Annotated in this window: 12 protein-coding genes; 3 read left to right on the top strand and 9 right to left on the bottom strand. The window is 73.5% G+C overall.

All coding sequences use genetic code 11. The annotated features are described in order from the left end of the window. Positions 1-374: 374 nt before the first annotated feature. Positions 375-1934 carry a DEAD/DEAH box helicase gene (locus ACFVNO_RS02785; RefSeq protein ID WP_378888691.1) on the top strand — a complete coding sequence of 520 codons (1560 nt, stop codon included), beginning with the start codon at positions 375-377 and terminating at the stop codon, positions 1932-1934. 158 nt (positions 1935-2092) lie between these two features. Further along, positions 2093-3001, top strand: coding sequence for an alpha/beta hydrolase (locus ACFVNO_RS02780; protein WP_355256563.1), 909 nt, complete (start codon positions 2093-2095; stop codon positions 2999-3001). An 81-nt stretch (positions 3002-3082) separates the two neighbouring features. Here the strand turns inward: ACFVNO_RS02780 and ACFVNO_RS02775 are convergent, their stop codons facing one another. From ACFVNO_RS02775 to ACFVNO_RS02740, 8 genes are all read right to left on the bottom strand, one after another. Continuing rightward, positions 3083-4126, bottom strand: a complete 1044-nt coding sequence (locus tag ACFVNO_RS02775; protein ID WP_378888688.1) for an MBL fold metallo-hydrolase — start codon at positions 4124-4126, stop codon at positions 3083-3085. A 109-nt stretch (positions 4127-4235) separates the two neighbouring features. Then, positions 4236-5111, bottom strand: a complete 876-nt coding sequence (locus tag ACFVNO_RS02770) for a PHP domain-containing protein (RefSeq protein ID WP_355256557.1) — start codon at positions 5109-5111, stop codon at positions 4236-4238. A gap of 85 nt (positions 5112-5196) precedes the next feature. Continuing rightward, positions 5197-5856, bottom strand: coding sequence for a DUF6758 family protein (locus tag ACFVNO_RS02765; RefSeq protein ID WP_355256554.1), 660 nt, complete (start codon positions 5854-5856; stop codon positions 5197-5199). 101 nt (positions 5857-5957) lie between these two features. Further along, complete coding sequence (gene typA / locus ACFVNO_RS02760) at positions 5958-7850, bottom strand: translational GTPase TypA (RefSeq protein WP_378888684.1); 1893 nt, start codon at positions 7848-7850, stop codon at positions 5958-5960. Positions 7851-8018: 168 nt separating this feature from the next. Continuing rightward, a complete protein-coding gene (locus tag ACFVNO_RS02755; protein WP_355256548.1) occupies positions 8019-8471 on the bottom strand; it encodes a (deoxy)nucleoside triphosphate pyrophosphohydrolase in 453 nt (150 codons plus the stop codon). Further along, the gene (locus ACFVNO_RS02750; protein WP_378888681.1) at positions 8453-10693 is read right to left on the bottom strand and encodes an ATP-dependent RecD-like DNA helicase; all 2241 of its coding nucleotides are present in this window, start codon (positions 10691-10693) and stop codon (positions 8453-8455) included. Before ACFVNO_RS02750 ends, ACFVNO_RS02755 begins: the two co-directional genes overlap by 19 nt. A gap of 15 nt (positions 10694-10708) precedes the next feature. Continuing rightward, the gene (locus tag ACFVNO_RS02745; RefSeq protein ID WP_355256542.1) at positions 10709-11089 is read right to left on the bottom strand and encodes an MmcQ/YjbR family DNA-binding protein; all 381 of its coding nucleotides are present in this window, start codon (positions 11087-11089) and stop codon (positions 10709-10711) included. Between the two features lie 91 nt (positions 11090-11180). Further along, positions 11181-12230: a hypothetical protein gene (locus ACFVNO_RS02740; protein ID WP_378888678.1), complete on the bottom strand. Its 1050-nt coding sequence runs from the start codon at positions 12228-12230 to the stop codon at positions 11181-11183. Positions 12231-12353: 123 nt separating this feature from the next. Here ACFVNO_RS02740 and ACFVNO_RS02735 point away from each other — a divergent pair, with 123 nt between their 5' ends. Next, entirely contained in the window at positions 12354-13379 is a 1026-nt protein-coding gene (locus ACFVNO_RS02735) for a serine/threonine-protein kinase (protein ID WP_355256536.1), read from the top strand. On the opposite strand, the gene ACFVNO_RS02730 is transcribed toward ACFVNO_RS02735, so the two are convergent. Continuing rightward, positions 13364-13897, bottom strand: coding sequence for a hypothetical protein (locus tag ACFVNO_RS02730; protein WP_355256534.1), 534 nt, complete (start codon positions 13895-13897; stop codon positions 13364-13366). The genes ACFVNO_RS02735 and ACFVNO_RS02730 overlap by 16 nt on opposite strands. Positions 13898-13962 lie beyond the last annotated feature (65 nt).

Raw genomic sequence — 13962 nt, 5'->3', positions numbered from 1 at the left:
GTACGTTCCCGCACGCAGCGGTGTCCCACGGATGCCGCGCCCCGCCGCGCGATCCGGCCGCCCCAGGGCGACCGACGACCGCGCGGACGAACCCGACGAACCACGGCGGGCCCCCGAAGGAGAACGGGAGCGCGCCGAGCGGATGGATCCGATCTCCGGCCGGGAGCCCCCGGGCCGCGGATCCGACGGCAGCGCCGCCGCCCCGTTCCGACCGGAACGGACGGCGAGCCGCGCCTTCCGCGGCGGCCCCCGAAGCCGCACGCGACCGCATCCCGACGCGGACACGCAGTTCGTGTACCGCCAAGATGGAGGCCTGAGCCCTGAGCAGCACAGACGAGACACAACAGCCCCGCATCACCTTCCGCGACCTCGGCGTGAGCACCGAGATCGCCGACGCCCTGGAGGCCGAGGGGATCATCGAGCCCTTCCCCATCCAGGAGCTGGCCCTGCCGATCGCCCTCGGCGGCAGCGACATCATCGGACAGGCCCGGACCGGTACCGGCAAGACGCTGGCCTTCGGGCTCCCCCTGCTCCAGCGGGCCCAGGAGGCCCCCGGGACCTCCAAGAGCCCCCGTGCCCTGATCGTGGTCCCCACCCGTGAGCTGGCCATCCAGGTCGCGGCCGACCTGACCACCGCCGGCAAGCGCAGCGGCGCCCGGATCCTGACCGTCTACGGCGGCCGCTCCTACGAGCCGCAGATCAACGGCCTCAAGGAGGGCGTCGACGTCGTCGTCGGCACCCCGGGCCGCCTGCTCGACCTGGAGAACCAGAAGCACCTGCGGCTGGACGGGGTCGCCGCGGTGGTCCTGGACGAGGCCGACAAGATGCTCGACCTCGGCTTCCTGCCGGACATCGAGCGCATCCTCACCAAGATCCCGGCCGAGCGCCAGGTCATGCTCTTCTCGGCGACCATGCCGAGCGAGATCGTCTCCCTGTCCCGCAAGTACCTGCGGCGGCCCACCCACGTGCGGGCCGGCGACGACAACGAGATCGACGGGTCGGCGATCACCAGCCGGATCGCGCAGCACGCGTTCCGCACCCACCAGATGGACAAGATCGAGATGCTGGCCCGTCTCCTCCAGGCGGAGGACCACGGGCAGAGCATGGTCTTCTGCCAGACCAAGCGGGCGTGCGACCGGGTCGCGGGCGAGCTGAAGGACCGCGGGTTCGCGGTCGCGGCCGTCCACGGCGACCTGGGCCAGAGCCAGCGCGAGCGGGCGCTGCGCGCCTTCCGCAACGGCAAGATCAACATCCTGGTCGCCACCGACGTGGCCGCCCGCGGGCTCGACGTGGACGACGTCACCCACGTCGTCAACTACGAGACGCCCGAGGACGAGAAGACCTACACGCACCGGATCGGCCGCACCGGCCGGGCCGGGCGCACCGGCACCGCCGTCACGTTCGTGGACTGGCAGGAGATGCCGCGGTGGAAGCTCATCAACGCCGCGCTGGACCTGGGGTTCACCGAGCCGGAGGAGACCTACTCCACCTCGAAGCACTTCTTCGAGGCGCTCAACATCCCCGCGGGCACCAAGGGGCGGCTGGCCGCCGACAAGCGCGCCGAGCACGCCGGCCTGGAGGCCGAGGAGATCGAGGACATCGGTGACACCGGCGGGCCCCGCACCCAGCGCGGCCGCGGCGGCCGCGACCGGGACCGGGACCGCTCGGGCGACCAGGAGCGCGGCGAGGGCCGCCGCCGCGGCGGCAGGAGCGGGCGCTCGCGCCGGCGCACCCGCGGCGGTGAGAGCGTGGCCGCGGGCGCCGAGGCGCCCGCAGCCGACAAGCGCGCGGAGAAGCGGGCCGAGGCGCCCGCGGCGGCCCCGGCCGCCCCCGTGGCCGACAAGGGCGAGGGGGGCGAGGGCACCCGCACGGTCCGCCGTCGCCGCCGCACCCGCAGCGGCTCGGCCGTCCGCCGCGACCCCGAGAACACCTGACCGGTCCGGCCCGCCGGGCCGGAGAGGGCACGGCCGCGGCACCCGGACGGGGGCCGCGGCGCACAGGCGGCGCGGTACCGGCCGGTGCCGCGCCGACGTGGGAGATCACGGTCCCGCTCCGCCCCGGAGCGGGCCGCCATCGTCTAGGGTGACCGGACGTGAGTACACCTAAGTTCCTCGACCTGCCGCCGGGCGTGCGGCGGGTCGACCTCGACCTGTCCTACGGCCCGGTGGCGGCCCTGCGGGCGCTGCCCGTCTCCGGGGGCGCCGAGCTGGCGCCCGCCGTGCTCGTGCACGGCTACACCGGCAGCAAGGAGGACTTCATCGCGATCCTCCAGACCCTGGCCCAGGGCGGTCGGGAGGTGGTCGCGATCGACCTTCCGGGGACCTACGGGTCGCCGGGCCCGGAGACCCTCACCCCGCCGCCCGGCGTGCGGGCCCCCGACTACCGGCTGGCCTCGCTGGGCGAGGTCGTCGCCGAGGTCGTCGAGCAGGTCGGCGGGCGGATGCCCGTCCACCTGGTGGGCCACTCCTTCGGCGGCCTGGTGGTGCGCGAGACCGCGCTGAGCGGCATGGCCGACCTGGCCTCGCTGACGCTGCTGTGCAGCGGCCCCGCCGCCCTGCCGGGCCAGGCGGCGATGCGCACCCGCGCCCTGATCGCCGCGCTGTCCATGGACCCCTCCCGGGAACGCCTGGAGGAGCTGTGGGAGGAGCGGTTCGACGCCGAGGCGCGTCAGCGCACCCCCGACGAGGGCGTCCGCTCCTTCCTGCGCGACCGGCTGGTGCACAGCAGCGCCCTGGGCCTGCTGCGCTGCGCCGAGGACCTGCTGGGAGCCCGCGACCGGGTCGAGGAGCTGGCCGCGCTGCGGCTGCCCGCCCTGGTGATGTACGGCGAGAACGACGACGCGTGGGAGCCCTCCCTCCAGGAGGACATGGCCAAGCGGTTGGACGCCAGGCGGATCGTGGTGCCCGGCGCGGGCCACTCCCCCAACGTGGAGGCCCCCGAGACCACGGCCAGCGCGTTCACCGCGTTCTGGAACGAGGTGGAGTCGGTCGGCCGCCGCTGACCGCGCACGCCGCGGCGCCCCGGTCCCCGCGAGGGGGCCGGGGCGCCGTGGTGTCCGGACGGGTGCGGACCCCGGGCGGGGTCAGACCCAGGAGTCGAAGTTCTTGCTCTCGGCGACCACGTTGGTGGCCGGGCCGCGGTCGGGCAGGATGCGGGTGTCCGGGGGCAGCGACAGCAGCGATTCGCCGATGGAGGCGAGCTGGGTCGTGTAGTCGATGTAGGTGTTGCCCACCATGCCGGGCTCGCCCTTGCGCAGGGTGTCGCCGGAGAAGACGACGCCGAGCTGGCTGATGGAGTAGCCGACGGTGCCCGGGGAGGTGCCGGGCAGGGCCACGACGTCGATCTGGAGGTCGCCGATGGTCATGGAACCGCCGCCCTCGACCTCGTAGTCGGGGCGGTGCTCGGCGCCGTGCTGACGGCGCCACAGGCGCATCTCGCGGGGGTGCAGGGCGACCGGGGCCTCGGTCTCCTCGACGATCTTCACCGCGGACTCGATGTGCGGGGCGTAGGCGTTGGTGCAGGCCACGAGGTAGACCTCGCGCTCGCCCACGGCCTCCAGGACGGCCTCGGCGTCGGGGCCCGGGTCGATGACGATGACGCCGTCGTCGTCGGCCTGGACGATCCAGGTGTTGCCGATGTACTCGAACTTCTCGTCGTCGAACTCGAAGGTGACCGCGGCGCGGACCCGGGTGATGCCCTCGGAGTCGGGACCGGTGACACCGGCCTCCTCGGTGTCGTCGGCGAAGATGTCGTCTGAGGTCCCGGCCTCGTCGTCCTCGGCCTCGGAGTCGTCGTCGGAGTCCTCGCCGGTGTCCCGGTCGGCCTCCGCCTCGGCGTCGTCCCGGGAGCCCGTGTCCTCGGAGCCCGTGTCCTCGGAGTCGTCGTCCGCGTCGGCGTCGCCGGCCTCCGCCTCCGTGTCCTCCTCGGCCTTCCGGTCCTTCTCGGACTTCTCGTCCTTCTCGCCCTTGTCGGCCTTCCCGTCCTCGGTGGCCTGCGCGGCTCCGGCCGCCCCCTCGGCCTCCCCGGCCTCTTCGGCGTCCTCCGCCGTGTCGTCCACCGCGGCCTCCGCAGCGGAATCGGTGGCCTCCGGGCCGTCCTGCTTCTTCGACTTCCGCTTCCAGAACACGGCGTCAGACCTCTCACTTAGTCCGATATGGGTGATTGCGCTGCGACCATTGTCGCGCCCGCGCACGGTGGTCCGTACCGTACCGAACCCACAGGGTGAACCGACACCCTCAGCCCCTGATCAGGGGGACCCCCGTGGCCGGCGCCACCAGCTCCTCGAACGCCTCCGGCGCGGTGGTCCGGACGCCCAGGCGGTGCCCGGTGAGGGAGCCGTGGTCGTCGCTGGAGCCGGTGACCACCACTCCCAGGTCGGCGGCGACACCGCGCCAGTGGCGGGTCTGCGCGCTGTTGTGCGAGGGGTGGTCGGCCTCGATGCCGCCCAGGCCGGCGGCGGCCATGCGCTCGACCAGCTCCAGGGGCACGGACCCGTTGAGGGCGCCCTCGGCCCGGGCCGGGTGGGCCAGGGAGCACACCCCGCCCGCCGCCCGCACGAGCCGGACGGCGCGCACCGGGTCGATGGCGTACCGGGAGGCGTAGGCGGGTCCGCCGGAGCCGATCCACCGGTCGAAGGCGTCCTGTACGTCGCGGGCGGCCCCGGCCTCCACGATCGCGCGGGCCAGGTGGGGGCGGCCGATGGTGTTGGCGTCGGCGTACTCGGCGTGTCCGGCGCCCGCGATCTCCAGCACCCGTTCCCAGGTGACGTCCACCCCGTTCGCCTGGAGCTTGCGGACCATCTCCTCCGCGCGCGAGGCGCGGTCGGAGCGGACCCGGCGCAGCTCCTCGTTGAGGTCGGCGTCGTCCGGGTCGAACAGGTACGACACCAGGTGGACGCTGGAGCCCCGGTAGGCGCAGGACAGCTCCATGCCCGGGACCAGGGTGAAGCCGGGCGGCAGGACGGCGGCGGCCGCCTCGACGCCGCCGACGGTGTCGTGGTCGGTGAGGGCGAGGACGTCCAGGCCCGCGGCGACGGCGTACCCGATGACCTCCTCCGGAGCATCGCCGCCGTCGGAGACGGAACTGTGGGAGTGCAGGTCGATACGTGTCACCGGCTGATCGTACTAAGCCCCGGCCCGGATCGGGCCACCGCGCCGGGCCGGCCGGGCACCGGTCCGGCGGCCGGGGCCGCCCCGCTCAGGCGGAGCGAGGCGCCAGCGCCGACGCCAGGAACGGGCTGGGCGCGCCGAAGGGCGGCTCCAGCGCGACCCCGCCGTCCTTGATGTCGCGCAGGTCCCGCAGGGAGCCGATCTCGCACATCAGCAGGGCGGTGTCGGCGGTGGCGAACACCACCCACAGCCACTGGGAGAGCGCCTCCCCGGTGTAGCCGGCGCGCTCGCGGCCCAGGTCGAGGTTCCACAGCGGGATCTCGTGGCCCTCGAAGCGCACCTTGGCGTCGGGCGCCCGGGTGTCGAACCCGTCGCCGGCGTCGGGCCCCTCCAGTCCGGCCAGGCGGGCGCCCAGGCCGATCCCGGGGGCCTCCGCGACGACGACGGCCTCGCCGACACCGCCCAGCGGGTCGGGTCCGGACAGGGCCACGGCGGTCGCCAGCGCCCCGCTGCGGTCGTCGCCCGCCTCTGCGAACCCGGTGACCACCCACCCGGTGGGCAGCGGCCAGGGGATCCACACCGGGACGCGGGCCTGGGGCAGGAGGGCCTCCAGGACGGCGGGGCCGGGCTGGCGGACCGGTTGCAGAGGTGTGACCGGGCCGTGTGCGTCGCACTGCCACGCGCTGGTCCACAACCCCGGAGGCCGGACCGCGCGCCCGCACCTGGGACACGAGGGATCGGTCTTCATGTCATAGCGGTCTACCCGTGTGACCTGGCCGGAAAACGCCGGTGGGCGGGCCGCGACGCGACCCGCCCACCCGTCGGGGAGGAGCCCCCGGAAGGCCGCGGCTACTGCTGCTGGCGCTTCTTGTTGGCGGTGATGCGCCCGCGCTCCTTCTGGTCCAGGATGACCTTGCGGATGCGCACGTGCTCGGGGGTGACCTCCACGCACTCGTCCTCGCGGCAGAACTCCAGGGCCTGCTCCAGGGACAGCTTGCGCGGCGGCACCAGGCGCACCAGCTCGTCGCCCGTGGCCGAGCGCATGTTGGTGAGCTTCTTCTCCTTGGTGATGTTGACGTCCATGTCGTCGGCGCGGGCGTTCTCGCCGACGATCATGCCCTCGTACACCTCGGTGCCCGGCTCGACGAACAGCGTGCCGCGCTCCTGGAGGTTGAACATCGCGAACGCCACGGCGGCGCCGGCCCGGTCGGCCACCAGGGAGCCGTTGGGGCGGGTGCGCAGCTCGCCGAACCACGGCTCGAACTTCTCGAACACGTGGTGGGCGATACCGGTGCCGCGGGTCTCGGTGAGGAACTCGGTGCGGAAGCCGATGAGGCCGCGGGAGGGCACCAGCCAGTCCATGCGCACCCAGCCGGTGCCGTGGTTGACCATGTTCTCCATGCGGCCCTTGCGGACGCTGAGGAGCTGGGTGATGGCGCCCATGTACTCCTCGGGGGCGTCCACGGTCAGGCGCTCCACCGGCTCGTGGACCTTGCCGTCGATGACCTTGGTGACCACCTGCGGCTTGCCGACGGTCAGCTCGTAGCCCTCGCGGCGCATCTGCTCGACGAGGATGGCCAGCGCCAGCTCGCCGCGGCCCTGCACCTCCCAGGCGTCGGGGCGCTCGGTGGGCAGCACGCGCAGGGAGACGTTGCCGACCAGTTCCTTGTCGAGGCGGTCCTTGACCAGGCGGGCGGTGACCTTGGCGCCCTTGACCTTGCCGACCAGCGGCGAGGTGTTGGTGCCGATGGTCATGGAGATGGCCGGCTCGTCCACCGTGATGAGCGGCAGCGGGACCGGGTTCTCCAGGTCGGCGAGGGTCTCGCCGATCATGATGTCCTCGATGCCCGCGATGGCGACGATGTCGCCGGGGCCGGCCTTCTCGGCGGGCTTGCGCTCCAGGCCGTCGGTCATGAGCAGCTCGGTGATCTTGACCTGCTGGGTGGTGCCGTCGGTGCGGATCCACGCGACCTGCTGGCCCTTGCGCAGTTCGCCCTGCTGGACGCGGCACAGCGCCAGGCGGCCCAGGAACGGGGAGGCGTCGAGGTTGGTGACGTGGGCCTGGAGCGGCGCGTCCGGGACGTACTCGGGCGCCGGGATGGTGTCCAGGATGGTGGAGAACAGCGGCACCAGGTTGTCGTTGTCCGGAACGGTGCCGTTGGCCGGGCGCTCCAGGGAGGCCTTGCCGTCGCGGGCGCAGGCGTAGACGATCGGGAACTCGATCTGGGACTCGTCGGCGTCCAGGTCCATGAACAGCTCGTAGGTGTCGTCCACGACCTCGGCGATGCGGCTGTCGGGCCGGTCCACCTTGTTGATGACGAGGATGACGGGGAGCTTGGCCTTGAGGGCCTTGCGGAGCACGAAGCGGGTCTGCGGGAGCGGGCCCTCGCTGGCGTCCACGAGCAGGACCACGCCGTCGACCATCGACAGGCCGCGCTCGACCTCGCCGCCGAAGTCGGCGTGGCCCGGGGTGTCGATGATGTTGATGACCACGTCCTCGCCCTCGGGCGTGGTGTAGTGGACGGCCGTGTTCTTGGCGAGAATGGTGATGCCCTTCTCGCGCTCCAGGTCGTTGGAGTCCATCACGCGGTCGTCCACGTCCTGGTTCTCGCGGAAGACACCGGACTGCCAGAGCATGGCGTCCACGAGGGTCGTCTTACCGTGGTCGACGTGGGCCACGATGGCGACGTTGCGAAGGTCGCTACGGCGGGCGGAGCCCTGGACGGGCGTGACGGTGGACATGGAAAAGTCTCGATCTCCTGATACCGGGTAGAGACCGCAGGATGCCACGGCCCGTTGCCAGTTTATGCGGTCATGGGGGGCTGGTCGGGAAACGCACAGGTCACCCCGACTCACGCCCACAGGGTCAACGGCGGCGCGGGGCCGAATCATCCCGCGGACGCCGAGAGTTCACCCGGCGGCGGACGGAGGTTCGCCGCGGGGTGTGTCGCGGGGGGCGAGCAGGTCCCCGATCGTCCCCAGGAACGGCACGTCCGCCGGGAGCCAGTCGAGGCCGTCCAGGTCGGCGGCGGCGAGCCAGCGCAGGGACAGGTGCTCCAGGGCCCGGGGCTCGCCCTCGACGAGGTCGGCGCGCAGCAGCCGCAGCACGGCGGGCCTGGTGCGCCCCGGGGTCGCCGGGAAGGGGACGTCGGCGCCGACCGCCTCCCGGGCTCGGACCGTGACCCCCAGCTCCTCCCGGCACTCGCGCACCAGGGCGTCGGCCGGGCTCTCGCCGGGGTCGACCTTGCCGCCGGGGAACTCCCAGCGGCCGCGCAGGGCGGCGGGTTCGGCGCGCTGGGCGGCCAGGATGCGGCCATCTCGGATGATGGCCGCGCCCACGACGATCAGGGTGTCTCGGTCCACGATCCCTGAGCGTATCCGCGCAGCCGGTGCGCCAGTGCGGTGTGGCGGCGCCCGGAGGAGGCGTTGCGGACCGCCTGGGCCAGGGCGCGGCGCGAGCCGACCAGCACGACCAGGCGTTTGGCGCGGGTGACGGCGGTGTAGAGCAGGTTGCGCTGGAGCATCATCCACGAGCTGGTGGTGACCGGGATCACCACGGCCGGGTACTCGCTGCCCTGGGACCGGTGCACGGTGATGGCGTAGGCGTGGGCGAGCTCGTCGAGCTCGGCGAAGTCGTAGGCGATCTCCTCGTCCTCGTCGGTGCGCACGGTCAGCTCCTGGGCGACCGGGTCCAGGCCGGTGACGACGCCGAGGGTGCCGTTGAAGACGCCGTTGGCCCCCTTGTCGTAGTTGTTGCGGATCTGGGTGACCTTGTCGCCGACCCGGAAGACGCGGCCGCCGAAGCGGCGCTCGGGCACCCCCTCCCCCGCCGGTGTGAGGGCCTCCTGGAGCGCGGTGTTGAGGTTGCCGGCCCCGGCGGGCCCGCCCTTCATGGGGGTGAGGACCTGCACGTCGCGGCGCGGGTCCAGGCCGAAGGTGCGCGGTATGCGGCGGGCGACCACGTCGACGGCCATGGCCGCGGCGTCCTCGGACTCCTCGCAGGGGAAGAGGAAGAAGTCGCGCATGCCCTCGAAGAGCAGGGGCTCGCCGCGGTTGATCCGGTGGGCGTTGGTGACCACCCCGGACTGCTGCGCCTGCCGGAACACCCGGGTGAGGCGGACGCTGGGGAGGGGCGAGTCCTCGGCGAGCAGGTCGCGCAGCACCTGCCCGGCGCCCACCGACGGCAGCTGGTCGACGTCGCCCACCAGCACCAGGTGGGCGCCGGGCGGGACGGCCTTGATGAGCTTGTTGGCGAGGATGAGGTCCAGCATCGACGCCTCGTCCACCACGAGCAGGTCGCAGTCCAGGGGGTTGTCGCGGTCGTAGGAGGCGTCGCCGCCCGGGCGCAGCTCCAGCAGGCGGTGGACGGTGGCGGCCTCGTGCCCGGTCAGCTCGGTGAGGCGCTTGGCCGCCCGGCCCGTGGGGGCGGCCAGCACCACCTTGGCGCCCTTGACGGCGGCGAGGGTGACGATGGAGGCGACCGTGAAGGACTTGCCGCAGCCGGGGCCGCCGGTGAGGACGCCGACCTTGCGGGTGAGCGCCTGGATCACGGCGGCGCGCTGCTCCTCGGCGAGCTCGGTTCCGGTGCGCCTGTGCAGCCAGTCCAGGGCGACGTCCCAGTCCACGTCCGCGAAGGCGGGCATGCGGTCGTGCGGGTGGTTCAGCAGGGTGAGCAGTCCGGCGGCGGCGCCGACCTCGGCGCGGTGGAAGGGCACCAGGTGGATCGCCCGCACCGGCTCCCCGTCGGGGCCGGGGACCTCCTCCCGGACCACGCCCTCCTCCTCCACCAGCCGGGACAGGCACTCGATGACCAGGCCGGAGTCGACGCCCAGGATCTTGACGGCGGCGGAGATGAGCTTCTCCTCCGGCAGGTGGCAGTGCCCGTCGCCGGTGGACTCCGAGAGGGTGAACTGGATGCCCGCCATGACGCGCTGGGGGCTGTCGTGGGGGATGCCGACGGCCTGCGCGATGGTGTCGGCGGTCTTGAAGCCGATGCCCCACACGTCGGTGGCCAGGCGGTAGGGCTCCTTCTGGACGACCTCGATGGAGGCCTCGCCGTACTTCTTGAAGATGCGCACCGCGAGCGAGGTGCTGACCTGGACGCCCTGGAGGAAGACCATGACCTCCTTGATGGCCTTCTGCTCCTCCCACGCCTCGGCGATGAGCCTCGTCCGCTTCGGACCCAGTCCGGGCACCTCGATGAGGCGCCCGGGCTCCTGCTCGATGACGTCGAGGGCGTCGGTCCCGAAGTGCCCGACGATGCGCTCGGCCATCTTGGGGCCGATGCCCTTGATCAGGCCCGAGCCCAGGTAGCGGCGGATGCCCTGGACGGTGGCGGGGAGCACGGTGGTGTAGTCGTCCACGTGGAACTGGCGGCCGTACTGGGGGTGGGAGCCCCACCGGCCGTGCATGCGCAGGGCCTCGCCCGGCTGCACGCCCATGAGGGCGCCGACCACGGTGAGCAGGTCGGCGGAGCCGCGCCCGGTGTCGACGCGGGCGACGGTGTAGCCGGTCTCCTCGTTGGCGTAGGTGATGCGCTCCAGGACGCCCTGGACGACGGCGGGGGCGCGCTTCTCCTCGGGCACCCGGGCTCCTCTCCGTCAGCCGGCCTCGGGCAGGCCGTCGCCGAGCGCGGCCAGCACGCGCTCCCGGTCGGCCCTGCGCAGCCCGCGGGCGACCAGCACGTAGGAGTCGCGCAGCATCTCCAGGATCTCGTCCTCGGGGACGGTGCCGTCCAGGGTGACGGTGTTCCAGTGGTCCTTGTTCATGTGGTAGCCGGGCGTGACGCCGGGGAAGCGGTCGCGCAGCTCCAGGGCGTGCAGGGGGTCGCACTTGAGGTTGACACGGGGGTCCTCCCCCTCCCACAGCAGGGTGAACATCCGGTCGCACACCTTGTGGACGAGGATGCCGGGACCGAAGGGCTCGGTCTCCACGGCCTCGGGGAACCACAGGGCGGCGTCGACGAAACGGGCGGGTTTCACGGCGGCCTCCTCTCCTCCCCCGAGCCTGCCAGACCCCGCCGACGTTCGGGAACGCCTCCCGACCCCCGGGCCGGGGCGGGTGCCGCCGCGGTCAGGGGCGGGGCCGTTCGGGGCCGGTGAGGTCGGACAGGCGCAGGGCGAGTTCCTGGGCGCGGACCAGGGAGGCCAGTGCCTCGTCGTGGAGGCCGTGGGCGGCGCCGGACTCCAGGACCCGGTCGGTGATCGCGTCGAACTCGCGCGCCGAGGCAGCGTCGGCGCGTTCGGCCTCGAAGGAGCGCACACCCGCCGCGTACTCCTCCAGGAGCCCGATCCGCCTTTCGAGGTGGCCGCGCTCCTCGGCCAGGGCGGCGCGGGCCCGCTCGGCCGCGGCCCGGGAGCGCTCGCCCGCGATCGGGGTGCCGTCGGCGCGGGCCGCCTCGCCGGACAGGCGGGCCAGGCCGCGGGCGATGGTCCACTCGGTCTCGGCCAGCACCACCCGGTTGCGAACGGTGTCGAGGAGCAGCCCTTCGCGGTGCGGCGCCGACTCCAGGACGGCGTCCACGGCGGCGCGGGTGCGCTCCAGCAGCACCCGGTACTCCCCCTCCACCTGCTCCTGGAGGACGTAGTGGTCGGCCAGGGACTCCAGGACACGACGGGGATCGCGGCGCTCGCGTTCCCGGTCGGCCAGGTGCGAGGAGACCGTGATGACGGCGAGCAGGACCGCGGCCACGGGGATGTACGCGATAAGGGGCGGATCCGCCGAAGGGAGCAGAACGGCCAGGAATGCGATGGCCGCCGCGTAGACCACCCGCGGGGCGGTCCAGCGCCTCCCCCGGGGTCCGGGCCCCGCTCCGGGGTCGGCCAGCGCCACCAGCAGTGCCCGTTTCCGGTCGCCCGACAGCCCGGGGTCCAGGGTCACCCGTTCCGGGCGCGGGTCCTGGAGGCGCGCGCGGACCTCGTGGCCGAGGGGGGTCAGCCCCAGGAACCCCTGGCGGGTGCGCTCCGCGAGGCCCAGGTCGATGAGCGCCGCGTTGCCGGGCGCCCCCAGGTACACCGGCGACCACACGTGCGGGGCGTCCGGCAGCGGGGAGGCTCCCAGCACCGCCTCGGCCAGCCCGCGGCTCAGGGGGATCGTGCGACCGTCGGCGAGTGTGACGTCCAAGCGGTTCCTCTGGGGGAAGGGGGATTCCGTCCTCCTTTATATCGAACGGGCGGTCCGCGGTCCCGGTTTCGGACGGGGCCCCGCGGATAGACTCCCGCCACGTCCCCCGTGATCGGAGTCCCCATGAAGGCGCGCGGCATCCGCAGGCTCCACCCCCTGGAACCCGGCGACCCGGAGGAGGTCGGCGGCCACCGGATCGTGGGCCGGGTCGGCTCCGGGGGCATGGGCACCGTCTACGCCGCGGCCTCCCCCGGGAGCGGCGGCTACATGGCGGTCAAGGTGATCCACCCCGAGCAGGCGTCCGACCACCGGTTCCGGGACCGGTTCGCCCTGGAGGCGCGGCTGCTGGCGCGGGTGAACAGCCCCTCGGTGGCGCGGTTCGTGCGCGCCGACGTGCAGGCCGACCTGCCGTGGATGATCACCGAGTACGTGCCCGGCCCGACGCTGCGCCACCACGTGGAGCGGTTCGGCCGGCTGAAGAAGGGGATGCTGCTCGGGGTCGCCGCGGGCACCGCCGAGGCCCTGCGCGCCATCCACGCCGCCGGGGTGGTCCACCGGGACCTCAAGCCGAGCAACGTGGTGCTGTCGGCGAAGGGCCCCAAGCTGGTGGACTTCGGGATCGCGCACCCGGTGGAGGACCCCGACCCCACCAAGTGGATCCGGCTGCGGCGGATGCGCCGCGCCTACCGCGACCTCGGGCTGCCCTCGCCCGAGACCCTGCCCGACCGGCGGGTCGCCGCCTGGGTGGACAAGCTGGGCACCCCCGGGTGGATCAGCCCCGAGCAGTACTCCCGCCAGCCCACCACGCAGGGCTCGGACGTGTTCCTGTGGGGGGCGACGGTGGCGTTCGCCGCGCTGGGCCACGACCCGTTCGGCCGGGCCGACGCCAGGGAGATGGCCCGGCGGGTGCTGTTCGAGGAGCCCGACCTGGAGTACCTGCCGCCGGGGCTGAAGAAGGTGGTCGAGGCGGCCGTGGCCAAGGACCCCGGGGAGCGGCCGGACGCGGGCGGGCTGCTGCGCGGGGTGCTGGCCCTGGACGGTGCGGCGACGGTGCGCGAGCTGCTGGAGCGGTCCTGGACGGAGGTGGCGGTGCGCCCGCCGGAGCCGCCCCGGCAGGGGCTGCGCCTCTTCGGTCAGAGCAGGCCGTAGTGGGCGCGGGCGTCGCGCCCGAACATGACGGCGATCATGTACACCGCGAAGCCCAGCGGCACGACGGCCTCCCAGGCGCCGGCGAACAGGTTCCAGGCGAGCAGCGCCCCCGCGGCGCCGTGGAAGAGCACCACGCCCCAGAAGACGCCGACCGTGCGCCGCCTGATGCGGGCGGCCAGCAGGGTGGACAGCACCCCGTAGACGCCGGTGACGAGGGCCAGGACGAGGATCATGGCCCGCATGGCCTCCACACCCAGCTCCAGTCGCACGCCCTGCTGGGCGAGCGCCTCGGCCTGGACGGCCAGCGCCTCCTCCATCTGCTCCTGGGGCAGGACCAGACCCTGGAGGAAGAGCAGCGCCATCGCGATGCCGCAGGCCCCGCCGATGAACATGAGGATGCGCACGACCGCCACCCGCCGGGGCAGGGGCGCGTCCGGGCGCAGGGCGGCGAAGCTCGCCTCGAAGTCGGGAAGGCCCCCATGCTCGGGCTCGTAGGGGTCCTTGCCAGGGGGAGCCACGACCGTCCTCCAAGGGGTTTCGGGGTCACCGGCACCCCTCATGGTAGGGGCCGGGGGTGGGACGA

The sequence above is a fragment of the Nocardiopsis sp. NPDC057823 genome, assembly GCF_042797335.1.
GTDB lineage: Bacteria > Actinomycetota > Actinomycetes > Streptosporangiales > Streptosporangiaceae > Nocardiopsis > Nocardiopsis changdeensis.
This window is presented reverse-complemented; position numbering and strand designations above follow the sequence as displayed.

Bases quoted from the DNA above. Each gene is read 5' to 3' on its own strand.
- ACFVNO_RS02735 (WP_355256536.1), top strand. From the start codon at position 12,354: ATGAAGGCGCGCGGCATCCGCAGGCTCCACCCCCTGGAACCCGGCGAC.
- ACFVNO_RS02765 (WP_355256554.1), bottom strand. From the start codon at position 5,856: ATGAAGACCGATCCCTCGTGTCCCAGGTGCGGGCGCGCGGTCCGGCCT.
- typA (WP_378888684.1), bottom strand. From the start codon at position 7,850: ATGTCCACCGTCACGCCCGTCCAGGGCTCCGCCCGCCGTAGCGACCTT.